The 26,444-nt window shown below is 61.6% G+C and carries 24 protein-coding genes and 2 tRNA genes; 20 read left to right on the plus strand and 6 right to left on the minus strand.

The genetic code is table 11. The features are described from left to right. Positions 1–11: 11 nt before the first annotated feature. From NIM87_RS00210 to NIM87_RS00230, 5 genes are all read left to right on the plus strand, one after another. Positions 12–794 carry an ATP-binding cassette domain-containing protein gene (locus NIM87_RS00210; protein WP_254672629.1) on the plus strand — a complete coding sequence of 261 codons (783 nt, stop codon included), beginning with the start codon at positions 12–14 and terminating at the stop codon, positions 792–794. A 51-nt stretch (positions 795–845) separates the two neighbouring features. Continuing rightward, complete coding sequence (locus NIM87_RS00215; RefSeq protein ID WP_254672630.1) at positions 846–1,565, plus strand: DUF1345 domain-containing protein; 720 nt, start codon at positions 846–848, stop codon at positions 1,563–1,565. 59 nt (positions 1,566–1,624) lie between these two features. Next, positions 1,625–2,752 carry an S-(hydroxymethyl)glutathione dehydrogenase/class III alcohol dehydrogenase gene (locus tag NIM87_RS00220; protein WP_254672631.1) on the plus strand — a complete coding sequence of 376 codons (1,128 nt, stop codon included), beginning with the start codon at positions 1,625–1,627 and terminating at the stop codon, positions 2,750–2,752. Between the two features lie 21 nt (positions 2,753–2,773). Next, the gene (locus NIM87_RS00225; RefSeq protein WP_254672632.1) at positions 2,774–3,238 is read left to right on the plus strand and encodes a YaiI/YqxD family protein; all 465 of its coding nucleotides are present in this window, start codon (positions 2,774–2,776) and stop codon (positions 3,236–3,238) included. Between the two features lie 80 nt (positions 3,239–3,318). Beyond that, positions 3,319–4,182, plus strand: coding sequence for a polysaccharide deacetylase family protein (locus tag NIM87_RS00230; protein WP_254672633.1), 864 nt, complete (start codon positions 3,319–3,321; stop codon positions 4,180–4,182). A 104-nt stretch (positions 4,183–4,286) separates the two neighbouring features. On the opposite strand, the gene NIM87_RS00235 is transcribed toward NIM87_RS00230, so the two are convergent. Genes NIM87_RS00235 through rlmB form a run of 3 tightly spaced genes read right to left on the minus strand, consistent with a single transcriptional unit; the run spans position 4,287 to position 6,678 of the window. Next, entirely contained in the window at positions 4,287–5,537 is a 1,251-nt protein-coding gene (locus NIM87_RS00235; protein WP_254672634.1) for an FAD-binding protein, read from the minus strand. Next, positions 5,534–5,926, minus strand: a complete 393-nt coding sequence (locus NIM87_RS00240) for a hypothetical protein (RefSeq protein WP_254672635.1) — start codon at positions 5,924–5,926, stop codon at positions 5,534–5,536. The genes NIM87_RS00235 and NIM87_RS00240 overlap by 4 nt, the downstream gene beginning before the upstream one ends. Then, positions 5,923–6,678 carry a 23S rRNA (guanosine(2251)-2'-O)-methyltransferase RlmB gene (gene rlmB, locus NIM87_RS00245; protein WP_254672636.1) on the minus strand — a complete coding sequence of 252 codons (756 nt, stop codon included), beginning with the start codon at positions 6,676–6,678 and terminating at the stop codon, positions 5,923–5,925. The genes NIM87_RS00240 and rlmB overlap by 4 nt, the downstream gene beginning before the upstream one ends. A 215-nt stretch (positions 6,679–6,893) precedes the next feature. Here rlmB and pdxR point away from each other — a divergent pair, with 215 nt between their 5' ends. The 12 genes from pdxR (at position 6,894) to NIM87_RS00305 (ending at position 20,969) form a co-directional block, all read left to right on the plus strand. Continuing rightward, entirely contained in the window at positions 6,894–8,354 is a 1,461-nt protein-coding gene (gene pdxR / locus NIM87_RS00250; RefSeq protein WP_254672637.1) for a MocR-like pyridoxine biosynthesis transcription factor PdxR, read from the plus strand. A 75-nt stretch (positions 8,355–8,429) separates the two neighbouring features. Beyond that, positions 8,430–10,079 carry an amidohydrolase gene (locus NIM87_RS00255; RefSeq protein WP_254672638.1) on the plus strand — a complete coding sequence of 550 codons (1,650 nt, stop codon included), beginning with the start codon at positions 8,430–8,432 and terminating at the stop codon, positions 10,077–10,079. Positions 10,080–10,142: 63 nt separating this feature from the next. Then, positions 10,143–11,111 (plus strand): CobW family GTP-binding protein, encoded by a 969-nt coding sequence (locus NIM87_RS00260; RefSeq protein ID WP_254672639.1) that lies wholly within the window; start codon positions 10,143–10,145, stop codon positions 11,109–11,111. A gap of 69 nt (positions 11,112–11,180) precedes the next feature. Next, positions 11,181–12,713: an aldehyde dehydrogenase family protein gene (locus NIM87_RS00265; RefSeq protein ID WP_254672640.1), complete on the plus strand. Its 1,533-nt coding sequence runs from the start codon at positions 11,181–11,183 to the stop codon at positions 12,711–12,713. Positions 12,714–12,737: 24 nt separating this feature from the next. After that, complete coding sequence (locus NIM87_RS00270) at positions 12,738–13,499, plus strand: sulfite exporter TauE/SafE family protein (RefSeq protein ID WP_254672641.1); 762 nt, start codon at positions 12,738–12,740, stop codon at positions 13,497–13,499. Positions 13,500–13,569: 70 nt separating this feature from the next. Continuing rightward, entirely contained in the window at positions 13,570–15,123 is a 1,554-nt protein-coding gene (locus tag NIM87_RS00275) for an ABC transporter substrate-binding protein (RefSeq protein ID WP_254672642.1), read from the plus strand. A gap of 35 nt (positions 15,124–15,158) precedes the next feature. After that, the gene (locus NIM87_RS00280) at positions 15,159–16,136 is read left to right on the plus strand and encodes an ABC transporter permease (protein ID WP_254672643.1); all 978 of its coding nucleotides are present in this window, start codon (positions 15,159–15,161) and stop codon (positions 16,134–16,136) included. Further along, the gene (locus tag NIM87_RS00285; RefSeq protein ID WP_254672644.1) at positions 16,133–17,041 is read left to right on the plus strand and encodes an ABC transporter permease; all 909 of its coding nucleotides are present in this window, start codon (positions 16,133–16,135) and stop codon (positions 17,039–17,041) included. Before NIM87_RS00280 ends, NIM87_RS00285 begins: the two co-directional genes overlap by 4 nt. Then, on the plus strand, positions 17,041–18,042 hold the full coding sequence (locus NIM87_RS00290; protein ID WP_254672645.1) for an ABC transporter ATP-binding protein: 1,002 nt from the start codon (positions 17,041–17,043) through the stop codon (positions 18,040–18,042). Before NIM87_RS00285 ends, NIM87_RS00290 begins: the two co-directional genes overlap by 1 nt. After that, positions 18,039–19,043, plus strand: coding sequence for an ABC transporter ATP-binding protein (locus tag NIM87_RS00295; protein ID WP_254672646.1), 1,005 nt, complete (start codon positions 18,039–18,041; stop codon positions 19,041–19,043). The genes NIM87_RS00290 and NIM87_RS00295 overlap by 4 nt, the downstream gene beginning before the upstream one ends. Before the next feature lie 109 nt (positions 19,044–19,152). Continuing rightward, complete coding sequence (locus NIM87_RS00300) at positions 19,153–19,545, plus strand: nuclear transport factor 2 family protein (RefSeq protein ID WP_269467863.1); 393 nt, start codon at positions 19,153–19,155, stop codon at positions 19,543–19,545. A 26-nt stretch (positions 19,546–19,571) separates the two neighbouring features. Next, on the plus strand, positions 19,572–20,969 hold the full coding sequence (locus NIM87_RS00305; protein ID WP_254672647.1) for an NAD(P)/FAD-dependent oxidoreductase: 1,398 nt from the start codon (positions 19,572–19,574) through the stop codon (positions 20,967–20,969). 248 nt (positions 20,970–21,217) lie between these two features. Here NIM87_RS00305 and NIM87_RS00310 read toward each other — a convergent pair whose 3' ends face one another. Beyond that, on the minus strand, positions 21,218–21,604 hold the full coding sequence (locus tag NIM87_RS00310; RefSeq protein WP_254672648.1) for a hypothetical protein: 387 nt from the start codon (positions 21,602–21,604) through the stop codon (positions 21,218–21,220). A 175-nt stretch (positions 21,605–21,779) separates the two neighbouring features. Further along, a tRNA-Tyr gene (locus NIM87_RS00315) sits at positions 21,780–21,864 on the minus strand. Positions 21,865–22,066: 202 nt separating this feature from the next. Here NIM87_RS00315 and NIM87_RS00320 point away from each other — a divergent pair. Next, positions 22,067–22,140, plus strand: a tRNA-Gly gene (locus NIM87_RS00320). A gap of 144 nt (positions 22,141–22,284) precedes the next feature. Here NIM87_RS00320 and NIM87_RS00325 read toward each other — a convergent pair. Next, positions 22,285–23,670, minus strand: a complete 1,386-nt coding sequence (locus tag NIM87_RS00325) for an FAD-binding oxidoreductase (RefSeq protein WP_254672649.1) — start codon at positions 23,668–23,670, stop codon at positions 22,285–22,287. A gap of 240 nt (positions 23,671–23,910) precedes the next feature. Between NIM87_RS00325 and NIM87_RS00330 the strand changes: the two genes are divergently transcribed. Together NIM87_RS00330 and NIM87_RS00335 are read left to right on the plus strand one after the other, a co-directional pair. Then, positions 23,911–24,960, plus strand: coding sequence for an AraC family transcriptional regulator (locus NIM87_RS00330; protein WP_254672650.1), 1,050 nt, complete (start codon positions 23,911–23,913; stop codon positions 24,958–24,960). A gap of 62 nt (positions 24,961–25,022) precedes the next feature. Continuing rightward, positions 25,023–26,429, plus strand: coding sequence for an NAD(P)-binding protein (locus NIM87_RS00335; protein WP_254672651.1), 1,407 nt, complete (start codon positions 25,023–25,025; stop codon positions 26,427–26,429). The last annotated feature ends 15 nt before the right edge of the window (positions 26,430–26,444 follow it).

Here is a 26,444-nt window from a genome sequence, read left to right on the forward strand (position 1 = left end):
GAGTTGCGTTCATGCTGGATACCAGTACGCCTCTGGTCGAAATGACCGACATCTCCATCTCGTTCGGCGGCATCCGCGCCGTCGACCATGCCTCGATCAATCTGCATCGTGGTGAAGTGGTTGGGCTGCTCGGCCACAATGGCGCGGGCAAGTCGACGCTGATCAAGATTCTCTCGGGTGCCTATAAGCGTGATGCCGGAGATATCCGCATCAATGGCGAGGCCGCGACGATCAACAATCCGCGCGATGCCAAAGCCTACGGGATCGAGACGATCTATCAGCAGCTGGCGGTTGCCGACAATGTCGATGCTGCAGCCAACCTGTTCCTCGGGCGCGAGATGGTGACCTCGCTGGGCACGCTTGACGATGCGGCCATGGAATCCAAGGCGCGCGAGGTGATGGGACGGCTTAATCCCAACTTCCGTCGCTTCAAGGAGCCGGTGAAGGCCCTGTCGGGTGGTCAGCGCCAGTCAGTCGCGATTGCCCGCGCCATCCTGTTCAACGCCCGCATCCTGATCATGGACGAGCCGACTGCCGCCCTCGGGCCGCAGGAGACGACGCAGGTGGGGGAATTGATCAAGCAGCTCAAAGCCGACGGGATCGGTATTTTCCTTATCAGCCACGATATCCACGATGTCTTCGATCTCGCGGACCGGGTGGTGGTGATGAAGAATGGCCAGGTCGTCGGCCAGGCCAAGACCTCGGATGTGACCAAGGACGAGGTCCTGGGCATGATCATCATGGGCAAGGTGCCTCCGGGTGCTGAGCCCGGGCCGGGAGCCATTTCAGGCTAGCCGAGTTTTCCTCGAGGCCACTATCATGGCGGTCCCGAGGGAAACCAGTGTATGGCGACGAAACGTTCAAGGCAGACCAAGTCTCCGGCAAAGGCGGCCCCGCGCAAGCCCAATGTTGTGGTGGCGCGCGCCATGCCGCGCCACGCGCCGTTCTACCTGGGGCTGGCGCTTGGCGTGGCGACGCTGGCAGTGACGCTGTGGCTGATCCCCGTCTATGCGGTCAGCCTGGCCAGCAATGCCCTTTTCGTGGGTTTTCTTGCCCTGAGTTTTCTCAAGCTGCCGCACCTTACGGCAGACTATCTGCGCCAGCACGCCAAGGAGGAGGATACGCCGGTTGGCGGCATCTTCCTCATCGTGCTGGTGGTGGTGGTCGCCTCGGTGGTGTCGCTGTTCCTGGCGCTCAATAGCGGTGAGAAGCCCGATCCATGGGAGGTGGCCGCCAGCATGGCGTCGGTACTGCTGGGCTGGTTTACGGTGCAGACCATGGGCGCACTGCACTATGCCTATGAGTATTACGAGGCCAGAGAATCGACCGACGATGGAAGCGTCGTGGGCGGATTGGGATTTCGAGGTGAACAGGACCCCGACGGCTTTGACTTCATCTATTTTTCCTTCACCGTGGGAACGTCCGTGGCAACCTCGGATACCACCGTGCAAAGCCATGCGATGCGGCGGCTGGTGACGGTGCATCTGGTGTTTTCGCACCTCTACAACACCATCATTCTTGCCTCTGCGGTCAATGTGCTGCTCAGCCTGGGTGGCGGCTCCTAGGTTGCCGAACCGGTCTCCCGCGTGCGAGTTTGCCGCCAAACACGACCAGGAGATTCCGTATGAAAACCCGCGCCGCCGTTGCCTTTGCTGCTGGCAAGCCATTGGAGATCGTCGAGGTTGATCTCGAGGGCCCCAAGGCGGGCGAAGTACTGATCGAGATCAAGGCCACGGGCATCTGCCATACGGATGACTTCACGCTTTCCGGCGCCGACCCCGAGGGCCTGTTCCCGGCCATTCTGGGCCATGAAGGCGCGGGCGTGGTGGTGGATGTGGGACCTGGCGTGACCTCGCTCAAAAAGGGCGACCATGTCATCCCGCTCTACACGCCCGAATGTCGCGAATGCTATTCGTGCCGCTCCGGCAAGACCAATCTGTGTACGGCTATCCGCGCAACGCAGGGGCAGGGACTGATGCCGGACGGCACCTCGCGCTTCTCGTTCGAAGGCAAGCCGATTTTCCACTATATGGGCTGCTCGACTTTTTCGAACTACACAGTGCTGCCGGAAATCGCCGTGGCGAAAATCGACCCGGCGGCCGCCTTCGACAAGGTTTGCTACGTCGGCTGCGGCGTGACCACGGGCATCGGCGCGGTGATCAACACGGCCAAGGTCGAGATCGGCGCCACCGCCGTGGTCTTTGGCCTGGGCGGAATTGGTCTCAATGTCATTCAGGGCTTGAAGCTGGCCGGTGCGGACATGATCATTGGCGTTGATCTCAACAATGCCAAGAAGGAATGGGGTGAGCGCTTCGGCATGACCCATTTCGTCAATCCCACCGAGATCGGCGAGGACATTGTCCCCTTTCTGGTCAACCTCACAAAGCGGCGCGGCGACCTGATCGGCGGTGCCGACTATACCTTCGATTGCACCGGAAATACCAAGGTGATGCGACAGGCGCTGGAGGCGAGCCACCGAGGCTGGGGCAAGTCAGTGGTGATCGGTGTGGCCGGGGCAGGGCAGGAGATTTCCACCCGCCCATTCCAGCTGGTTACCGGCCGCACGTGGATGGGCACGGCCTTCGGCGGCGCCAAGGGACGCACTGATGTGCCGAAAATCGTCGACTGGTATCTCGATGGCAAAATCCAGATCGATCCGATGATCACCCATACGCTGCGCCTCGAAGACATCAACACGGGCTTCGAGATGATGCATTCGGGCGAAAGCATCCGCAGCGTGGTGGTGTACTGAGGGGCAGACGCGACCATTCCGATGCCTGATCCAACCATTTTCGTCGATGCCGATGCCTGCCCCGTCAAGGAGGAGGCGCGAAAAGTTGCGGAACGGCTTGGGCTGGTCATCTGCTTTGTCAGCAATGGCGGCATCCGGCCATCGCGCGATCCGATGGTCCGGGTCGTGGTGGTGCCGGCAGGGGCGGACGCCGCAGACGACTGGATCGTTGACCATGCACAGAGCAATGACGTGGTCCTGACGGCCGATATTCCCCTGGCAAGCCGGGCAATCGACAAGGGGTGCCATGTGCTGGGGTTTACCGGAAAACCCTTCACCACAGCCTCCATCGGCATGGCGCTGGCGATGCGCGATCTCAAGCAGCACTTGCGCGAAACGGGCGAGATCCAGGGCTACAATCCCGGCTTTCGCCCAGCAGATCGGTCAGCGTTCCTCAGTGCTCTCGATACTCTGGGACGCAAGGCCAAGTCTTTGGCTGGTAAGTAGTTCTTAAGGAATTGCGAGGGGAATATTAACCATAATCGACAAAAAGTGAGCCCAGTTAATTTGTTTGTGTGGGTGCTCACTTGCGGTTGTTGCATGTGCTTGTTGTCGCGGGCCTGGTTGCCGCCGCCCTTGGTGGTTGCGCCAAGCCAATCCGCCACACCGATGTGAGCGCGGGCGCGACGCTGGCAGATCAGATGGTCACCGGCAACGTCATGCAAACGGCCGCCGCACGGCATTCCCAGCCAATGCCCACCCACATCTTTTCGGCAAGTCAACTGGCCGGGCGTACTCTGGAAGTGGCCTCGACGGCCGACATTGCCCTGCGCCCCGGCGAAGTCATCCTGACGTTTGATGATGGCCCGCGCGCCGGCAAGACGCCGGTTATTCTCGATGCGCTCGACCGCCACGGGGTCAAGGCAACGTTCCTGATGCTCGGCTCGGCCGCCAAGGCCAATCCCGTGCTGGCGCGGCAGGTGGCGCTGCGTGGCCATACGGTCGGCAGCCATACTTATGACCACACCGACCTGGGCAAATTATCCCGTCAGGCTGCGCTCAATGAGATCGCGCGCGGTGAGGCGGCGGTGGCCGAGGCTCTGGGTGGCCACGACCTCTCGCCATTCTTCCGCTTTCCCTATCTGTCGCAAACAGGCTATCTGCGCACCACGCTGCTGCAAGGCGACATGGTGGTGCTGGACGTCGATATCGACAGCAAGGACTATTATTCGGACAGTGTCGCGGTGGTGACGGAAAGGACGCTGGAGCGCCTGGACGCGCGGGGCAGCGGCATCGTCCTCTTCCATGATATTCACCAGCGTACCGTGGACATGCTGCCGGGGTTTCTCGATGAACTCGAGGCGCGTGGCTATTCGGTGGTGCGTCTCGTGCCCAAGGCGCAGGGCATCTTCGGGCGCAGCGTCATTACCGCCGAGGTGGATGGCTTCTAGAGCATTTCATCGTCTCGTTGAAACGCTAGGCTGCTATAATTCCTTGTTTTTTGCGCTTCTGAACCGCAAAGCCGTGGCCACTTTTGCTTGAAGCGCTCCAGCGATCAATCAAAGAGCAGGGCGGTGACGAAGTCGTTGCGGAACTTGCCATTGGGGTCGACGCGGTTTGCCAAAGCCCGGAAATCAGCGAGGCGCGGATAGCGGGACCGCACATCAGCGGCGGGGAGCGTAAACACCTTCGCCCAGTGTGCGCGCGGAGCAAATGGCGCCAAGGCGGCTTCTACGGCCTTAACGGCAGCAATCGTGGTTTCCCACTCCGGCTTCCAGGTGAAGTGGAAACCAATGGTATCCTGTTGATAGGCGGAGCTGAGCCAGAGTTGATCGGCAGCGACCGAGCGGATTTCGGAGATAAACAGAGCCGGCGAAAACTGATCTTGTGCGGCATGCAGCGCAGCAATGGCTGCGGGGGCGTCAGCGCGGGCGACGAAAAGTTCCGACTGTAGTTCGGCACCTGCCGAAGCGGTGTTGCCAATGGCAAAATGGAATAGCCGTTCGTGCCACGGCCCGACGAGGCCCATCTGGCCGGTGCAGACCGAGCCATCCATGCCCGGAATGGGGTGAGAGGGGCCCGTGGCAGCGCGGGCGCCCAGGATCTCATCGGCAGGAGTGCCCGCCCCATCAAGCGATTTGACCCAGACCATATCAGCATGCGTGCCCTGCCAACGGGTGAACACGCTGACGCTATAGGCCCGGCCCATCAGCTCGTGAAAATTGTCCACAAGGGTAAGGACGGGCAGGTCGAGGTAAACATTCTGCCGGACGTCGAACGCAGGGACCAGGTCCAGCGTCAATTCGGAAAGGATGCCCAGGGCGCCCAGATTGACGACGGCGCCGTCAAAGTCCGGTTCGCCGCGCCGCATGGCGGTGATTTCGCCTGTCGGTCCGACAATTTTGATCGCAGCGACCGCTGCGGCCAGGTTCTGGTTGGCATCGCCCGAGCCATGGGTCGCCGTCACCACCGCGCCGGCAATGGTGATATTGGGCAGCGAGGCCACATTGCGCAGGGCGTAGCCGGCCTGGTGCAACTTGGGTGCGACATCGGCATAGGTGGCGCCACCGTCCACTGTGACGGTGTTGGCGACCGCATCGATGCGGATGGTGCGCTCGAGCTGGGAGAGCGAAATGATGGTGCCGCCAGTATCGGCAATGCGATTGAACGAATGCCCGGACCCAAGGGTCCGCACCTTGTCGGCCTGGCTGACGATGTCCTGCAGCTCTTCAATGCTTTTGGGCCGCGCCAGGGAGGAAGCTCCAAAGGCGATGTTCCCGGCCCAATTGCGCAATGCGTCGCTCATTCTTCTTCGTCGTCCTCGACGTCCGTGAGATAGACTGAAAATTCGATATCCACGCCATGGACAGCAATGGCCGCGGCGGCATGAGCGGGCAGGCGGGCGGACATGGCTTCGCCTTCCACGGGGTAGTCGAAAGCGATGTCGAGTACGGCCTTGCCGATGCGACGGTCGTCGAGCATGGCAGCAATGGTCGGGCCGGAACGTTCGGCCAGGTCGAGAATGGCGCGCACGGGGTTGTCTACAGCCACGTCGATCTGGGCGTAGAAGCTGTTGTCAGCGTCTTCCGGCTCATAGCGCACGCTCAATTGCTTGAGAGCGGTGTCGAGCTCCTGCTGCGCCAGGGTGACGCCGGACAGGCGAAGGGCCATGGCAAAGGGTTCGAACGTGCTCACGCGACCCGTCCTGCCGTGGCCGCAAACAGCGCTATGGCGGCGGCATTGGAGACGTTGAGCGACTTGATCGGGCCGGGCATGTCGAGTCGCACCATCTCGTCGCACAATTCGCGGGTGCGCTGCCGCAGGCCCTTGCCCTCGGCGCCGAGCACCACGGCCATGGGTCGGGAATCCGTGCGGGGGCGCAGGGGCGCTTCAGCCTCTGAATCAAAGCCCAGCACTAACATGCCGCGCTGCTTGAGGTTTTCGAGCGTATTGCCGAGATTGCGCACCTCGATCATGGGCACCAGATCCAGCGCGCCGGAGGCAGCCTTGGCCATGACGCCAGTTTCGCGCGGCGAGTGGCGGGCGGTGGTGATCACGGCATCGGCGCCGAAGGCACAGGCGGTGCGCAGGATTGCGCCGACATTGTGCGGATCGGTCAATTGATCCAGGACCACGACCAGATTGAGCTGGGCGATGTCATCGAGGCCAAACTTGCTGACCGGATCGACTTCCAGCGCCACGCCCTGGTGCACGGCATCGCCGCCCAGCAGGCGGTCGAGCTCCTTGGGGGTGGACTCGGTCACCTTGACCTTGCCGATCTCGCCGGTTTCCCTGAGGCGATTGAGCGCATTGGGCGTCGCCAGCAGCGCCTTTTTCAGGCGGCCGGGATTGTCCAGCGCAGCGCGCACCGTATGCAGGCCATAGAGATAGACCGGTCCGGTATCGGGATCGTATTTTGGTTTGGGCGGAAACTTATTGAAGCTCATAGCGCGAGCGGTATCGGGTTTGTGTGGTTTTCGCAAGGATGGGCCTTTGTCCTGTCACTTGGAGAAGGGGTGCTGCTGACGCTGGTACCCTTCCAAGCTCGAGCGAGCCAAGGCTTGGATAAGCTGACGGACGACCCCGAGAGGGATTGCTTAATTGTTGTCCATATGTAGGTTGTGCCTATATTGTTTGCATTATTCGCGGCTCGTTCCGTTCTATGGCCCTTCTTCCCCTATCACTCGACGCCTCGGCTGGTCCTCTTCAGGTCCAGCTTCGACATGCCCTGGTCGCGGCAATAGATGATCGGCGGCTCAATGCCGGTCAGAAGTTGCCACCTTCTCGCGTGCTGGCCCAGCAATTGGGCATTGCACGCAATACGGTTACGGCGGTCTATGACGACCTGGCGGTGAAGGGGTATCTGGTCGCCAGAGAGCGGACCGGGTTCTTTGTGGGTGAACGCCGGGCGGCCAGCGCCCTTGAGCCCAAGCCGCAGGCCAGTGCCATCAACTGGGACCGAAAGTTTGTCATTTCGCCTTCGACGCTGCGTCATATACGCAAGCCGGCCAATTGGCAGAGCTACCGCTATCCGTTCATCTATGGTCAGGTCGACCCAACGCTGTTTCCGATTGGCGTGTGGCGGGCCTGTTCGCGCGATGCCCTCGGACGCGCCGCCATCGATTACTGGGCGGCTGACCGTGCTGTCGAAGACGATCCCATGTTTGTCGAGCAGATTTGCCGGCAACTCTTGCCCGCGCGGGGAATTTTCGCGCGGCCCGAAGAAGTGATGATCACCCTGGGTGCCCAGCATGGCATCTATCTTATCGCCCAGCTCCTGCTGCGTCCCGGCCTGGAAGTGGGCGTTGAAGACCCGGGCTATCCTGACGCCAAGAACATTTTTCTCAATGCCGGCGCGGCACTGCGTACCCTTCCGGTTGACACTGAGGGGGCTATTGTTTCCAAGGCGCCGCGCGGCTTGACGCTCGCCATGGTCACGCCGACCTGCCAGTGCCCGACCACGGTCACCATGTCGGCGGCGCGCCGGCAGGAATTACTCGATTTTGCACGCCGGAACGACACGATAATCGTCGAAGATGACTATGAGGGCGAGACCATCAACGGTCCCAATGTTCCGGCCCTCAAGTCCATGGATACTGATGGGCGGGTTCTCTATCTTGGCACTCTATCCAAGGTTCTGGCACCCGGTGTACGCCTGGGGTATCTCGTGGCGCCAGCGCCGGTGATTGCCGAGGCCAAGGCGTTGCGCCGCCTGATGCATCGCAGCGCGCCGCTCAACAACCAGCGAACAGCAGCGATTTTCCTCGCGGATGGGCATTACCGTGGCCTCGCCAAGACGCTGCGGGCCACGCTGGCCGAACGGCGCTCGGAACTGGAACGCTGCATCGACGACTACCTCCCCGGGTTTGAACGGCCTGATTCCACGCAAGGCGCCTGTGTCTGGCTCAAGTGCCCCAAGGATGTGGACGGTCGTGACATGGTGCGCCTGTGTGAAGATGAAGGCGTAATGATTGAAAGCGGCGACCCTTTTGTCAGCGCGCAGAATGCGGGGCGCTATGTGCGATTGGGCATTTCCTCAATCGATGTCAGGTTGATCGAACCGGGGATAAAGGCTGTGGCACAGGCGGTGGCCAATTTGCGAGGCGATGCTGGCCCCATCTGAATCGGGACGCTGGTCCTATGGCGGCGGGCCGGCCTGAGCAAAGCTGCGAACAACCAAAGCCAAAAAGGTTGTTCCATGCCCGCGCCGATTACAGTTTTTGTCGCCAAAGCCATTCGCACCATGAACGTCAATGTGCCGCTCGCCACCCATGTGGCGGTGCGCGAGGGGCGCATCCTCGGCGTCGGGACACTGGAGGACGTCGCCGGCTGGGGTGACTACGCGCTCGACGAAACCTTCAAAAATAAAGTCCTGATGCCGGGCTTTGTCGAGGCCCATTCCCACGCCATGGAAGGCGCAGCCTGGGACAATGACTATCTGGGCTTTTTCGAGCGCACCAATCCCGATGGCAAGACCGTGGGTGGTTACAAGACGGTCGCGGCGGTGATCGAGGCCCTCAAGGCCATCGAGGCCGAAATGACCGACCCCGGCGAACCACTGGTGTGTTGGGGCTATGACCCCATCTATTACAACAACCAGCGCATGGTTGCCGCCGATCTCGATGCGGTCTCCGCAACCCGTCCAATCATGATCCAGCATGCCTCGGGCCACCTGATCAACGTCAATTCACCCCTGATGGCGCTGGCCGGCATCACCCGCGAAACCAATGTCGAAGGCGTGATGAAAGGCCTCGATGGCGAGCCAACGGGCGAGCTGCAGGAAATGGCTGCAATGTTCATGGCGCGCAAGGCGATCAATCAGGACATGATGGCGCCGCAGGGTCCGCATGCACTCGAGCGCTTTGTCGGTTCCGCGAACAATGCCGGCGTCACCACAGCGGTGGACCTGGGTAATCCGCTGACCGATCAGATGATCACCCAGCTCGACGCGGCAACGGCACGTGACGAATTCCATCTGCGCATTGTATCGGCGATGTGGGCGGCGGCGCATGGCCTGGAGGAAGGGATAGCCCGCGCGGAAAAGCTGCGGACCATGGGCAATGCCAAATGGTATCCGCACCTGGTCAAGATCATGACCGATGGCTCCATCCAGGGCTTTACCGGGCGTCTGAAATGGCCGGGTTATTTTAACGGCGCGCCGAACGGCATCTGGAATGCCCCGCCCGAACAGCTCACCCAATCCATCATCGCCTATCACAAGTCCGGCGCGCAGGTGCATATCCACGTCAACGGCGATCAGGCTTCGGAATTGGCCATTGATGCCTTCGAGGAGGCGCTGAAGCAGGCGCCGCGTCCCGACCACCGCCACACGCTGCAACATTGCCAGATGGCCAATGACGAGCAATTCCGGCGCATGAAGACACTTGGCCTCTGCGTCAACCTGTTCGCCAACCACCTTTATTACTGGGGTGATCAGCACTATGCGCTGACCATGGGGCCAGAGCGGGCCAACCGCATGGACGCTTGCGGCACGGCGCTGCGTTATGGCGTGCCCCTCGCCATCCACTCCGACGTGCCGGTGACGCCGCTGGCGCCGCTTTTCACGGCCTGGTGTGCCGTCAATCGCCTCACGGCCACGGGTCGCGTACTGGGCGAAGCCGAGAAAATCAGCGTCGAGCAGGCGCTTTACGCCATCACCATGGGCGCGGCCTATCAGCTCAATGTCGACCATCTCGTGGGCAGCATCGAGATCGGCAAATTCGCCGACTTCGCGGTGCTCGAAGCCGATCCGCTCGAAGTTGCTCCGGTCGAGCTCAAGGACGTGCCGGTGTGGGGCACGGTGATCGCGGGTGTGCCACGCCAGAGCGCCAAGTCGCTGCATTCCTGATCCTGCCTACCCGGCGCTGCCGCAGGCATGCGCCGGGTCGTTCACTTCGCAGCGGAGCCACAAATGACAGTTGCTGAAACGGTGCCGGTCATGGTCATCGGCGGATTTCTCGGGGCGGGCAAGACGACCTTGCTCAACCGCATCCTCAAGACCGGCGGGCGGCGATATGCCGTTCTCGTCAATGACTTTGGCTCGGTCAATGTCGATGCGGCATTGATCGAGAGCGAGGACGGGCTGACCAAGAAGCTCGATAATGGCTGCATCTGCTGCTCCATGTCAGACGGTGTCGGCCCCGCGCTTGATGCCGCAATGCAGTCGAGCCCCGAAGCCGTCATCATCGAGGGGAGCGGGGTAGGGGACCCGTGGCGGATTGCCGAACTGGCCATCATCGACAAGCGGCTGAGCCTGGAACTCGTTGTCACGCTGGTCGATGCAGCCAACTTTGTGCGTCAGCTCCGCGATGAAATGCTGTCCGACACGCTGGAGCGCCAGCTGGCACACGCCGATCTGGTCGTGGTCAACAAGGCTGACCTCGCCTCGGAAAGCCAGCTCGCCAGCGCGATCTTGGCCGTCCAGCGCATTCGTCCCGATGCTCGATTGGTGCAGACCATAGAGTCGGTACTGCCGGACGAACTGATCGGCGGCATCATGGTCACGGAGCGACCATCAATTGATGTGCATGCCCATGATCACCATGACTGCGGTCATGATCATTGTGATCATCCGGAGCACCACCACGATCACGCCAATCCGCATCACGACCAGCAATTTGCGCGCTGGCTGACCCCGGCGCCCGCGGCGCTCGACCGAGCCCAGTTCGAGGCGGCCCTGTCCGAATTGCCCTCGGCTCTGCTGCGGCTCAAGGGCTGGGTGCGCTTCAGCGATGCCGATGAACCATTCCTGGTTCATTACACAGCCGGTCGCTATCGCATTGTCCCCGCAAATGATCGCGTCGAGGACACGGTTCTCGTCGGTATTGGCCTTCCTGATCCAAAAATTCGCCTTGCGCTTCAATCGCTTGTGGCCGCCTGAGCTGCTGGCTCCTTCGAATAGCGACTTCTGGACCTGTCCATCGACACACAAAAATCCGAGCCTCAAATCATGAACAAGCCTCTCCTCCCCAACGCTACAAGCCTGACAGCCGTGGACGCCGTGCGACAGACCGTACCGCAATGGCTTGCCGCGCTGGATCGCCGAAATCTGATCAATGGCGACCTCGTCAAGGCAGATGACAGCGAAGAGGGCATTGTCGTTCTCAACCCGGCCACGTTGAACGAATTGGGCGTGGCCGCGGCCAGCAACCGCAACGATGTCGATGAGGCTGTAGCCTCGGCCAAGGGTGCGCAACCCGCTTGGGCCGCCATGCCGGCGCGCCAGCGTGGCAAGCTGGTCGCCGAGGCCGGGCGCAAACTGGCGGCGCAGGCGGAAACGCTTTCGGTGCTTCTGGCGATGGAAACCGGCAAGGCCCTGCGCACGGAATGCCGCGGCGAACTGGCCGTGGCCGCCGACCTGCTCGAATTTTATGGTGGTCTTGCCAGTGAATTGAAGGGCGAAACCATCCCCTTCCACCCCAAAGTCTTCGCCACCACAGTGCGCGAACCGCTTGGCGTCGTGGCCGCCATCCTGCCCTGGAATGTGCCGCTGGTCCTGATGATGCTCAAGATCGGCCCGGCGCTGGTGGCGGGCAATACTGTCGTGGTCAAGGCTGCCGAAGAGGCGCCGTTCGCAACCATCGCCGCAGGTGTCATTCTCGACAGCGTTTTGCCCGACGGTGTCGTCAACGTCATCTGCGGGGATGGACCCAATTGCGGCGCACCGCTCACCTCACATGCCGATGTTGCCAAGATCACCTTCACCGGTTCGGAGGAAGTGGGCGAGATCATCTACAAGACTGCCGCCAGCCGCATCATTCCCGTCAGCCTGGAACTGGGCGGCAAGAGCCCGATGATCATTTGTGCGGATGCCGATCTGGACAAGGTGATTGGCGGCGCCATCAGCGGCATGCGGTTTACCCGCCAAGGCCAAAGCTGCACGGCGTCGAGCCGCATCTATGTGCATGCCGACCTCTATGAGGCCTTCCTCTCTGGCCTCAAGGCGCAGCTCGAAACACTTCGGATCGGTGATCCGCTCGACGAAACGACGGACATCGGCACCATCATTTCGCGGGCCCAGGCCGAGCGCATCCGCCACTTCGTGGCCCTTGCCGAAGCAACCCCGGGTGCGGTGGTGCATCGCTGCGGCACGTTGCCCGGAGATGCGTCTCTCAACGCCGATCTCTTCATGCAGCCCACGCTGATTACCGGCCTGCCGGAAGATCATGAGTGCGTGACCGAGGAAATCTTCGGGCCGGTTACCATCATTCAGCCCTGGACCAACCTCGACGATGTGATCGCTGCGGCCAATGGCACGCGCTACGGCCTGGCTGCGACGGTGTGGACCCGCGACATTGCCACGGCCTTCAAGGTCACCAGCAAGCTCGATGCCGGTTACGTCCAGGTCAATCAGAACCTGACCATTCAACCCAATCTCTCCTATGGCGGCTTTGGTCGCTCTGGATTGGGCAAGGAGGCTTCGCTTGAAGCCATGCTCGAACACTTCACCCGCAAGAAGACAATCGCCTTTGCGATGGACTGAGGTGACCCATGAAAGCCCCGACCTGTGATCGATATTCTTGGACTGACACCGCTACAGCTTCTGGCCTTCTGCGCCGCTGTTCTGCTTGCGGCGATCTTGCGGGGCTTTTCGGGCTTCGGCTTTGCCTTGGCAGCCGTGCCGCTGATTTCACTGGTGATTGCACCAGCAAGCGCCATCGCCGTCGCCATTCTGGTGCAGGCCATAGTGGGCGTGCGAGACATCCTGGTGTTGCGCAGCGTGTTGGACAGGCCGGGATTGCTCCGGCTCTCGGCGGGCGCCCTGATCGGAACGCCGATTGGGCTTTTCGGGCTGTTGTTTCTCGACGCGGCGACCATTCGGCTGGCCATCGCCGCCATTGTTGGGCTGGGCGTGCTATTCCTGCTGCGCAAGGCACATCCGGAAAGTTCGCCCAATCTCAGGCTGGCCGCGCCGACTGGAGTAGTGGCGGGTCTGTTCAGCGGCCTGGCAGCTATGCCGGGTCCCCCAGTGGTCGCATATTACCTCTCCAGCGCCACACCGGCAGCGGTCGCCCGCGCCTCGATGATGGTGTTCTTCTTCGTCACCTCGCTCATGTCCCTGCCGGGACTGGCGCTGGGCGGGTTGCTGGATATGCGGGTGATCGTGCTCGCGCTGATCGCAACCCCCATCATGCTTTCGGGCAACAGCCTGGGGCATATCGCGTTCAAGCGGGCGCCCAGCTCCGCCTACAAACCCATCGCCCTGATCATGCTGATCGCCATGGCGCTCAGCTCTGGTCTGCGCGGACTGTCCGAGTTCCTCGGATGACGTCTCTGTTCTTCCTCTTCCCCCAAACCCAAAAAGCCCGGAGCTTGCCCCTATGAGGATACTTGCTGCCTTGACTTTGGCCCTCGGCCTGACGACTGCGATTGCGCCTTTGCCTGCCTATGCCGGCCCGGACGATGGTGGCTCTCTGGTCGTGGCCAGCATTGGCGTGGCGCGCCACTTCAATGGCGCCATCCAATCGGGCGTGGCGACGGCTCTGCCCAGCACGCAGCTGTTTGCCAGCCCGCTCCAGTATACCGAGGACTGGACCCCGGAACCCTATCTGGCCAAGAGCTGGGACGTTTCGGAAGACGGTCTGACCGTCACTCTCAATCTGGTCGACAATGCCAAGTTCCACGATGGCGTGCCGCTGACCTCGGAAGACGTCAAGTTCTCTATCGAGACCATCAAAGCCAATCATCCGTTCCAGACAATGCTGGCGCCGGTGAGCTCGGTGGACACGCCAGATGCGACCACAGTGGTGATCCATCTTGAGCATCCTCATCCGGCACTGCTGCTGGCCATGTCGCCGGCACTGATGCCGATCATTCCCAAGCACGTCTATGGCGAAGGGGATATCCAAACCAATCCGGCCAACATGGCTCCGATCGGCTCGGGTCCGTTCAAGTTCGGTGAATATGTGCAGGGCGAATATCTGCGCCTCGACAAGAACCCCGACTTCTTCATCGAGGGCCTGCCTTATCTCGACGAGATCTACATCCAGTCTTTCGCGGATCCCAACACGCTCATGCTTGCCTTCGAGCGGGGTGATGTCGACATGATCCCGGGACTTTCCTCGCCGCGCGACACCAAGCGCCTGAGCGAAATGGACGGCGTCACGATCGACCGGGAAACCGGCGAGGCCATCGGCGCCATCAACTGGCTGGCTTTCAATACAAAGAAACCGCCGCTGGACAATGTGCTGGTGCGCCAGGCCATCGCCTATGCCATCGACCGCGATTTCATCACCAACACCCTGCTTCAGGGCTTTGCCAGCCCCGATTTCGGCCCCATCGTTCCCACCTCGCCGCTGGCAACCGACGATGTGGAGAAGTTCGACGTTGACCTCGAAAAGGCCGCCAGCCTGCTCGACGAGGCGGGCATGGTGCCCGGCGCCGATGGCTCGCGCTTCACCCTCTCGGTCGACCTGACCCAGGGCAACGAAGAAATGGGCCGCAATATCGCTGAATATCTGCGTTCGCAGCTCAAGCAGGTCGGCATCACCATCGAATTGCGCGCCACGCCGGATTTCCCCACCTGGGCCCAGCGCGTCAGCACCTACGACTACGACTTGACCCTCGACCAGGTCTACAACTGGGGCGATCCGGTCATCGGCGTCAATCGCACCTACCTGACATCGAACATCCGTCCGGGCGTGATCTGGTCCAACACCCAGCAATACAGCAATCCGCGTGTCGATGAGCTGCTTCTCGAGGCGGCCAAGGAAAACGACCTCGAAAAGCGCAAGGCGCTCTATGCCGAGTTCCAGCAGATCGTTGTGTCGGACGTTCCGATCTACTTCCTCAACGTGGTGCCGGTGAGCACGGCGCACAAGAGCGAGCTCGGAGGCGTGCCGAGCAGCATCTGGGGCGTCTACTCGCCCTTGAGCGAAGTCTACTGGCAATAAGGAAATAGCGACCGCCAATGTCGGAGAGCGCCATCATGACCAACTTAAAACAGCCTCTTGTGTTTCTGGCCCAGTCCGTGGGCCTGGCCTTGGCGGTCGTTGTTCTGAATTTCCTACTCATCCAGCTCGCTCCCGGTGACCCCGTATCGGTCATCGTGGGCGAAATGGGCGGTGCCTCGGAAGAGGTTATTGCCCAGATGCGGGCCGCCTATGGCCTCGACAAATCCGTTCTGGAACAGCTCCTTATCTACGTCAGCAAGGTCGCTGTCGGCGATTTGGGCTATTCGTACTACCACAATTCGCCTGTGCTGCAGCTGATCATGCAGCGTCTGCCGGCGACGGTGCTGCTTGCCCTCAGTGCCCTGACACTTGCCGTGGTCCTGGGCACCCTTGTCGGTGTGCTCTCGGCCCGCAAGCCGCATGGCCTGCTGAGCAGCTTCGTTACAGTCGTATCCCTGATCGGCTATGCGGCGCCGGTCTTCTGGACCGGGTTGATGCTGCTGCTGCTGTTCAGCGCCATCTGGCCGATCTTCCCGACCTCGGGAATGGTGCAGATGCGGGCGCCCAAGGGCTTCATGTACTATGTCGACGTGGCGCATCATCTGGTGCTCCCGGCGGTGACCCTGGCCAGTATCTACATCGCCTCCTATAGCCGCCTGTCGCGCACCAGCATGATCGATGTGCTGTCGCAGGACTACATCCGCACCGCCCGCGCCAAGGGCCTGCCGGAGGGCAAGGTCGTCTACAAGCACGGCCTGCGCAACGGCCTCATTCCTGTCGTCACCATGGTCGGCTTGCAGTTCGGGCAGCTCTTTGCCGGGGCGACACTGGTCGAGACGGTGTTCAATTGGCCCGGCCTTGGGCGTCTCGCCTTCGAATCCATCCTTCGCCGCGACTATCCGACAATATTGGGCATCCTCCTGATGACCTCCATCCTGGTCATGGTCGCCAATGCCCTGACCGATCTCGCTTACCGCCTGGTCGATCCTCGCATCAGGAGCAAACGCGCATGAGCGTCGTATCCATGGACAAGTCCCCGTCTGTTGCCGAACCGGCCGTTGTTCTGGCCAGCAAACCACAAAACCCGCAAGTCGAAGCGCTGCTTCTCTTCCTGCGCAATGGCACGGCCGCGTTGGGTCTTTCGATGATGGCCATCATTGTGGTGATGTGCCTGATTGGGCCCGGCCTTTACGGCATCGACCCCTATGCCATCGTCAATGTGCCCTTTGCTCCCCCGGGAACGCCCGGCGCCCTGTTCGGCACCGATTTCCTTGGCCGCGACATTCTTGCGGGCGTTCTGATTGGCGGACGTCCCACGCTTATTGTCGGCTGCGTGGCTGCGGCCATGACGATTGGTATCGGGGTGCTGATTGGCTGCATGGCCGGTTACTTCGGAGGCTGGATCGACCGGGCCCTGATGAAGTTCACCGAATTCTTCCAGGTGCTTCCGGCGCTGCTGCTGGCCATGGTCATCGTCAGCATCTTTGAGGCCTCGCTGCTCACCATCACGCTGGCCATCGGCATCGTCGGCTGGCCACAGGCGGCGCGTTTGACCCGGGCCGAATTCCTGCGCATCCGCGACCTTGAATATGTCCGCGCCACCCGCACCGCCGGCGCCCGCGATTTCTACCTGATTTTCAATACCATCCTGCCGGGCGCTCTGCCGCCCATCATCGTGGCGTCGGCTCTGACCACCGGCGGCTCGATCCTGTTTGAATCCGGCCTGAGCTTTCTTGGTCTGGGCGATCCCAACATGATGAGTTGGGGCGTGATGATCGGGCAGAACCGCAATTACCTGCTCGAAGCCTGGTGGACGGTTTCCATTCCCGGCATCGCCATCTTCCTCACCGTCCTGGCCATCAGCCTGATCGGTGACGGCATCAATGACGCACTCAATCCCCGTATGAGGAAACGCTGATGAGCACCGCTCCACTGCTTGAGGTGACCGATCTCGTTGTCGAAGTCGACAATGGCAAGCGCATCCTGCCCGTGCTTGACGGGGTGACTTTTTCGGTCGACGCCGGACGGACCCTCGGCCTGGTCGGGGAATCCGGCTGCGGCAAGTCGATGACGGCCCTGGCAATAATGGGACTTCTGCCCCAGGGCTTTCGGGTTAAATCGGGCGACATCAAGCTCGACGGCAAGTCCCTTTTGTCCATGGGCCCCGATGCCCTGCGCAAATTGCGTGGCAGCGTCATGTCCATGGTGTTCCAGGAGCCCATGACCTCGCTCAATCCGGTCTTTACCGTGGGCGATCAGATCGGGGAGGCCTTGCGCCTGCATGAACATCTCAATGCCGCCGACGCCCGGACCCGCGCCATTGAAATGCTGCGCGCCGTGCAGATCCCGGCGCCGGAAGAGCGGGTCGACAACTATCCGCACCAGCTGTCCGGCGGCATGCGCCAGCGCGTCATGATCGCCATGGCCTTGGCATGCAGACCGCGCCTCCTGATCTGCGACGAGCCGACCACGGCGCTCGACGTTACCGTGCAAGCGCAGATTTTCAGCCTGCTTGAAACCCTGCAAAAGGAGATGGGCACGTCCATCATCCTGATTACCCACGATCTGGGCGCCGTCGCCGAGATGGCCGACGATGTGGCCGTGCTCTATGCGGGCAAGCGCGCCGAAGCCGGCCCTGTCGCCACCATCCTGGACAATCCCAGCCACCCCTATACGCGTGGGCTGATGTCCTGCACGCCGCGTCTGCGCCTCGGCTCTGCCGCCCTGACACCAGGGCACACGCTGGCCGAAGTGCGCGGCATGGTGCCGCCGCTCGGACAGTTCGAAGCGGGATGCCGCTTCTCGCCCCGTTGCCCGATGGCCGACGCGCATTGTCATGCAGCGCCACCCCCCGATGTTCATCTCGGCGCCAGCCAGACGGTGCTCTGCTGGAAAGTTACCCAGGAGCAAGCCGCATGAGTTCGCTACTTCAGGTTGAAGACCTCAAAGTTCACTTTCCTGCGGGCCGCAACAAGGATGGCTCGCCCCGCGTCGTTCACGCAGTCGACGGCATCAGCTTCGAACTCGAACAGGGCAAGACTTTCGGCATTGTCGGTGAGTCCGGCTCCGGCAAGTCCACCGCAGCGTTGGGCATCATGCGGCTCGCCCCCATAACATCGGGCAAGGTGTCGCTGGGCCGCGATGTCATTTCGGAGCTGGAAGGCGAAAAGCTGCGCCAAACGCGCATGCGCTTCCAGATGGTGTTTCAGGACCCGTTCTCATCGCTCAATCCGCGCAAAAGGGCAGGGGACGCCATTCGCGAACCGCTCGACCTGATGAGCTATATCGATCCCAGACTCCGGCACGAAGTGGTGGAAGAGTCGCTCGTTGCAGTCGGGCTCCATCCATCTGCGGCCCGGCTTTTCCCGCATCAGTTTTCCGGCGGGCAGCGTCAGCGCCTTTGCATTGCCCGTGCGCTTGCCACCCAACCCGAATTGCTGGTTTGCGACGAGCCTGTCTCGGCGCTTGACGTGGCCATTCAGGCGCAGGTGATCAATCTCCTGCTGCGTTTGCAGGATGAGAAAAAGCTCTCCTACGTCTTCATCTCGCATGACCTGGCCGTGGTGCAGCACCTGTGCACCGATGTGGGCGTCATGTATCTCGGTCAGTTTGCCGAGAAGGGGTCTGCCAGGCAGATCTTCTCCAATCCGCGCCACCCCTACACCTGGTCGCTGATGGCAGCGGCGCTCAAGCCCGATGCCAGCCAGCGCGGTCGTGAGCGCACCGCACTGATCAAGGGCGAGCCGCCCAGCCCGATCAACCCACCCAAGGGCTGTCGCTTTGCGGCGCGCTGTCCCTTTGCTCAGGAACGCTGCCGGCAGGAGGCTCCCGCCCTGCGCGAGGTTGAATCGGGTCATTCCGTGGCCTGCCACTTTGCCGAAAGCCTCGAGGCACCTTTGCCCGAACTTCGGGCCGCCTGACTGGCTCCATGATTTGCGCGGGGCTGGTTCTGCCCGCTTCGCGCCAATCAAACCATAGTGAAATCAACAGATGAGCCAAGCAGGTGTGTTTGGCTAAGGGTGTATTATTTTGTCAAAAATCCTATCGACCCAAGACCTTGCAGCACTGTTCGACGCTTTTAACCGCCATGATGTCGATGGTGTCATGGCCTACATTTCACCCGACTGCGTTTTCGATGCAGTGGCCGGCTCCGATGCCCATGGCAGGCGCTTTGACGCGCCAGAGGCCATTGCCGCCGCCTTTTCCGGCGTTTGGGCTGCCATGCCTGATGCCAATTGGGCCCAGAAGGGGCACTTCATTGCCGACGACCGGGCCGTGTCCGAGTGGCTGTTTACCGGCACGCAGTCTGACGGCCAGCGGATTGAAGCCGAGGGCGCCGACATCTTCACCCACAAGGACGGCCTGATCACGCGCAAGCAGGCATTTCGCAAGCAGCGGCCCTTGCTGCCGGCGCAGAACTGATTTCACCAGAACCAAAGCACACGCAAATGAACCTCCACGCCCCCAACGCCTTCCAGCCCTATGACCCCCAATATGATCCCCTGGTGGATCGCGGCCGCGTGGGCGAAAACCGGGATTATGCGCCGACCTACTGGATCGGCACGGCCGGTCCGACGCCCGAAGACGATGGCCCGGTGACAGGGGACATGGATGTCGATGTGGCCATTATCGGTTCGGGCTATACGGGGCTCTCCACGGCCATCCACCTGGCAAAGGAGCATGGCATCAAGGCGACCGTGCTGGAGGCCAATCGCGTCGCCTGGGGGTGCAGCACGCGCAACGGCGGACAGGCGCAGCTTTCAGCCGGGCGTCTCAAACGCAGCGAGTGGATTCAGCGTTGGGGTATGGACACGGCGAAGGCCATGCATGCCGAAGTCCTGGAGGGTTTCGAGCTGTTCAATGACCTGATCAAGGACATTGATTGCGATGCCCAGCCCGGTGGTCATCTCTTCATCTCGCACAAAGCCGAATACATGGCCGGGATCGAAAAGCAGTCTGAGCTGAACAATAGTACGTTTGGCTACAAGTCCCGTGTCCTCAGCCGCGCCGAAGTGCATGACCAGTTCGTGGGCGATCAGGAGGCCAAGGGTGCGCTCTATGAACCCTATGGCACTGGCATTCATGCCGCCAAGCTGGCCTTCGGCTATCTCAGACTGGCTCGAAGCCTCGGCGCCAAAGTGCATACTTCCAGCCCGGTCAGCGGCTGGACCACCAGGAATGGCATTCACTATCTGCAGACGCCCAATGGCGTGGTTCGTGCCCGCCGCGTTGCCGTGGCCACGGCTGCCTATACGCCAAGCGGCCTCAACCGCGCGCTCAGCCATCGGCTCATGCCAATTCTCTCCAACTCGGTAGTGACGCGTGTGCTGACCGCGGCGGAGATCGCCGCGGCAAAGTTCCAGACCCGCATTCCGCTGACTGACAGTCGCATCCTCAGGCACTATTACCGTCTTTTGCCCGACAACCGCCTGCAGATCGGCAGCCGGAGCTCGATTACCGGTGCGGATGCCACCAATTCGGTGCACGAAGAGGGCCTGAGGGCCGGCATGGCGCGCAAATTCCCGCACCTGGCCGATGTGCGATTTGACTACAGCTGGTGGGGTTGGGTGGACATGAGCCATGACATGATGCCCCGCATCACCAAGCCAGATCCGTCCGAGGCGATCTATTATGCCATGGGCTATGGCGGCAATGGCGTGATGTATTCGGCCCAGGCAGGGCGTCGCATGGCCGCCATGATTGCCGGCAAGACGGACCCTTCGGGTCTGCCAATCTTCTCATCGCCACTGCCGCATTATGGGCCGCTGATCACGCCATTCCGCCGCCTCGGGCAACGCATGCTGTTTGTGTGGTACCACCTCAAGGACGAGGGACGGCTGTTCTAGTCAGACCTGTCTTCTGGCGGTGGTGGCAAGAGGTCCCCCTTCTCAGGCGGCAGGGATTGTCCTGCCCAGTGCGCACCAGGGCCTCGAGGATGGATTGGCCTGGTGTGGGTATCGCTTTTTTGATTTGGGCGGAAACTCGTTGGTCGCAAATCGCGGGCGGCAAGTGAAGCGGTCGTGAAAAAACAATTGGCCGCCCCGAACTTTCAGGGCGGCCGTGCAAGGTCGAGAGGCAATCAAGGGCTTAAGGGTCAGGACTTGCCGTTGCCCTTGCCGTTTCCGTTGCCATTTCCACTGCTGGCGCTGGATTCGTCGCTGTCGTCGCCGCTACCGCCGTTGCCACCGGCCTTGCCGCCGCTCATTTCGGAAGCGTGGGCCAAGGCCGCCTCGCGATTGCTGCCTGGCAGCTTGGCGGCAATGGAAACCGGGTTCTTGGTCGACGTTTCTTCGTCAACGATTTCCTCGCCCTCACCGACGGTCTCGTCCTCGGGGAGGACGCAGTCGGGGTTATCTTCCAAGCCTAAAAGCTGGGAAATCGTTTCGGGCGCACAGTCGTCGATCGGTTCGATGACTTCCTGGGCGAAAGTGGGCAAAGCGAGGCCGGCGAGGGCAACAAGCACGAGTGGGGCGCGGACCATGAGTCACTCCAGAATTGGGGGTGCCCCTATTGGCCGGTTTCCGGCTTAATAAATGCCCGGCCAATTGCCTAAAATTGCGCCCATCTGGCTGCGCACAACGACAAACCGTTGGCGCCACGCAAGATATTCTTGCGACCTCGTCGGGCCGTTCTTTTGCTGGATGTCGTTCGGGGATTGGTGGAGGGGACTGGATTCGAACCAGTGTAGCCTGAGGCGTCAGATTTACAGTCTGATGGATTTAACCACTCTCCCACCCCTCCACATTTTTCCGGGCAGGAACCGAAGTGCTCGCGCGCTTCGTCGGGCGGTTTATGGTGGGCTGTCGCAATAGTGTCAACACCCTAGCGCCTCTCTCCAGCAAGAATTTGGTTCGGCATGCATTTTGTGGAAAGCGGAGCCGCCGCACACTTGCCAGCCGGGTGCGGTTCGCGCTAATCGGTGCCGGTGGCTTCGCCCCATCGGGCGGGTATAGCTCAATGGTAGAGCAGCAGCCTTCCAAGCTGAATACGCGGGTTCGATTCCCGCTACCCGCTCCAGTTTCCCGATATTTCCGTTGGTCGCTCCGTGGGCATCGCCAAGCCCTGCCTTGAAGGCAGACCCTTCGCCGGGCTTTTTTGGCATGCAGGCGATGCTGCGGTCAGGTGGGGGCGGAGACGAGTTCATCCCCGCCGAGCGGGCTCCTATGCGGAGGGATGGATGTTCTGGTTGATGTGGAACAGGTTGGATGGGTCGAACTTGTTCTTCATGGCCACCAGTTGTGGGTAATTGTCGCCATAGCTGGCGCGGACCCTTTCGTCGCCCTCGTCGTCCATCATGAAGTTGACATAGGCGCCGCCCGGGTTGAACCGGTGAACAGCGTCCCAATAGTCCCGGCCCCAGCGTGTCAGCTGGCCTGCCATTTGCGGATTGGAGTCGATGGCGGCGATGACCATCGACCATTTGGCGTTGCGGGCAGACCAGGGCGTTTCGTCCCGGCCGACGCGGTGCACCGCCCCATCGATGGGATAGAGATGCATGAGCGACAATTCGCTTGGGGCCGCCGCCGCATGGGCGATATGGGCCTCAATGGCCTCGTCGGTGAGCTCGTTGACGAAATCGCCTTTCCAGTACCATTGCAGGCCCTTGGGGAAGAAGGGATCGAATAGCCCTTGTATGGCGGGGAAGGGCATCACTGACATCCAGTTGAAAAAAGGCTCGGGAAGATCGTCGATGAGACTGGCCATCGCAGCCTTGCCGGCGGCTTCCGGGCCGTTGAAACACGAGATGACCGCGCAGGCCCGCTTGCCCCAGTGTTCGCGGGGGAATGGGTCCATGGATGGGACCGTCTTGAGCCCCACGAAACTGCCCAGCGCTTCTGGCGCAGTGGGCAGGAAGTCGCGATAGGCGCGCATGACTTCTGCGCCATGCCGGGCGGCATCCCAGAATATCGGGCCGGCGAATACGGTCTTTACCGGATGGGCGCGAAACACAAAGCTGGTAACGACGCCGAAATTGCCGCCTCCGCCTCGCAGTGCCCATAACAGGTCGGGGTTTTCAGTCTGGCTGGCTGTTTTGAATGTGCCGTCGGCCATCACGACATCGGCGGCGATGAGATTGTCGATGGTCAGGCCGTGCTGCCGGGTCAAGTAGCCGGTGCCGCCGCCCAGGGTCAGGCCGCCCACCCCCGTAGTTGAGACGATGCCGAACGGTACGGCAAGGCCGAAGGCGTGGGTTGCGTGGTCGACGTCTCCCGAGGTGCAGCCGGGCTCGACCCGGACTGTCGAGGTGGAAGGATCAACATGCACGCCCTTCATCATCGAAAGGTCGATCATCAGACCGTCATCGACGCTGCCCAGGCCCGGACCATTGTGGCCTCCAGCCCTGATGGCGATGTCCAGCCCATTGTCCCGCCCGAAATTGACGGCCGTGATCACATCGGCAACGTCGGCGCAGCGGGCGATCAGCTTTGGCTGCTTGTCAATCATGCCGTTATAGAGCTTGCGAGCCTCTTCATATTCGGCGTCGCCCTTTCGGATAACGGGACCGCGCAGACTTGCCGCAAAGCTGGTGATGGTTTCCTCGTTCATGACGTCGCTCCCTGCATGGCCGATGCGGCGGCGACGTTAGGCTCGGGGGCGGGCACTTCACATGCCACTTCGTCCGGTTTTATTGCTCAATCGTCCGAACACTCGAAACCGTATTGACGTGCAGAATGTGCGGGCGGACTCTGTGCGACTGACTTGGCCTGGCGACTGCTTCCGGGGACGAGGTCGCGCGTTCAGCGGAACCGTGTTCATGGCTGTCCTATCGGCAACAGGAGGTGAGACATGGACGTGCTTTCGGACGTGCTTGCCACAGTCCGTCTGACGGGAGCCATCTTCTTTGACAGCACCTTTCGCTCTGAGTGGGTGGCGGAAGCGCCGAAGGCCTCGATCATCGCCGCCCGCGTGATGCCCAGTTCCCAGTATGTGTTCTACTTCCACACGCTGCTGGAAGGATCATGCTGGGTTGAACTGACTGATGGCAGTGAAGATCCGATCCACCTGCAAGCCGGAGACGTCGTCGCGTTTCCCATGGATGACGCGCATGTGCTGTGCTCCACCATTGGCATGCGGGCCGAACCCGATCTTGCCATGTATGTGCACCCCATCGATCATCAGTTGCCTTATGTGGTCAATCAAGGCTCAGGCGCTGAATCCTGCCACTTCGTGTGCGGTTATCTTGGCTGCGATGTTCGACCCTATAATCCGTTCATCAAGTCGCTTCCCCGCGTGCTTCACGGGCGGGCCGCGGCGCGGCAGAGGTGGCTGTCGCACCTGGTGCTGCACGCGGTTTCGGAAACCGATGGGCACAATGCCGGCGGCGAGACGGTTCTGGCAAAGCTGGCGGAACTGCTCTTTATCGAGGTTATCCGCCAGCACATCGATGGCCTGCCCATGGATTCGCGAGGCTGGCTATCGGGTCTGCGGCATCCCCAGGTCGGTCACGCCCTCAAGCTGATCCACGGCCGACCGGCGGAAGAGTGGACCATCGAGCGCCTCGCGCGTGAAGTGGGCCTCTCACGATCCGTTTTTGCTGACCGTTTCGTGCACTTCGCCGGTGTCACCCCCATGCAATACCTTGCCCACTGGCGCATGCAGCTGGCAGCGCGCCGGCTGGAGACGCCCGGGATCAGCGTGGCGCAGGTCGGTGCGGAAATTGGCTACGAGTCGGAAGCAGCGTTCAACCGTGCCTTCAAGAAGATTGTCGGCATTCCGCCCGGTTCCTGGCGCAGGGGCCGATCACATGAGGCCGGGACGCAGGCGATGCCCTTCCTGGGCGCCATGTCAGCGCCGTTCGAATTCGGCCAGGTGGAGAACGCGCTGCCCAAAATATAGCGCGGGCGTGATTTGAGGTGGAAGCTGGCCTGGATTGTCACGGGCCATGAAGGAGTCCGGTGGTGACGCGAACGATCGATACCGACTATCTGGTCATTGGCGCCGGGGCGATGGGCATGGCCTTCACCGATGCGCTCATTGACCACGCCGACGTACACGTCACCCTGGTGGATCGGCGCAGCGCGGCCGGCGGGCATTGGCAGGACGCCTATCCCTTTGTGCAATTGCATCAGGCGTCGGTGTTCTATGGCGTTGCGTCCACCATGCTTGGGACCGGCAAGGTTCAGGACAGCGGACCCGAAGCGGGCCTTCAGGTCCGTGCCCGTCCCGAAGAAATTCGGGCTTACTACGACGATATTCTCCATCGGCGCTTCATCGGCTCTGGTCGTGTAACCTTCATGGGCAGCAGTCATCACGCCTCGGAGGGCGGCGTTCAACAGGTGACGTCGTTGATCTCGGGCGAGACTGTGCAGATCAATGTTCGACGACGGGTGGTCGATGCCACTTACCTCTCGCCATCAATTCCGCGGACGAGCCCTCCGCCGTTTGCAGTCGGCGATGATGCCTGGGTCGTGCCGGTCAATGACCTGGCGGGGCTGACCGAAGCCCCGGACCAATACGTTATCGTGGGTTCGGGCAAGACCGCGTCCGATGCAATCATCTGGCTGCTGGGAAATGGCGTGCTGCCGGATAGGATCATTTGGGTTCGTCCGCGCGATCCGTGGATGCTCAATCGAGCCGTGGTGCAGCCGGACCCGGTCGTCGCGTTCGGGCTTGCGGCGAATGTGTTGAGTTCGGCGGCCGAGGCCAGCTCTGTCGAGGACATGTTCCTGCGCCTCGAGGCGGCCGATGTCCTGATGCGGATTGATCGAAAGGTCACTCCGACCATGGCCAAGGCGCCAACTTTGGGCCGATGGGAGCTTGATCTGCTGGAAGCGGTGGAACGCGTGGTTCGGCTCGGACATATCAGGCTGGTCAGCCGCGATCAGATCGTTTTCGAACAGGGCGCGATCCGCCTGGCGCCTCGCGCGGTTGTCGTCCATTGCGCCGCGTCCGGCCTGAGGTACCCGCCTCTCGTCCCGATCTGGCAGCCCGACATGATCCGGCTGCAGACGATCCGGGCAGGTTTTCCGTGCTTTTGCGCGGCGTTGGCCGGGTTTGTCGAGGCAACGCGCGACGATGACCGGGAGCGCAATCGGCTGTGCCCACCCAATACACTTCCCGACAATCCAACCAATTGGGCCGAGATGCAGGTTCGCGGCACCTTGGCCGCGCGCCAATACGGAGCTCAATCCGATATCGCCGCCTGGGCGAACCAATGCGCTCTCAACCCGGCGCGCCTCGATCCGTCACGGGCCAACGACCCGGCAGTCGTGTCAGCGGCGGCGCGTGTGGCCAGCGTTGCAGAACCTGGGATCGCGCAACTGGCTGCGTTCGCCGGGCTTTCGCTTGCCGAACTTGCCAGGTGAAGCCAAACAGCGGCG

This window comes from Devosia ureilytica (assembly GCF_024273195.1).
In the GTDB taxonomy this organism is placed as follows: Bacteria; Pseudomonadota; Alphaproteobacteria; order Rhizobiales; family Devosiaceae; genus Devosia; species Devosia ureilytica.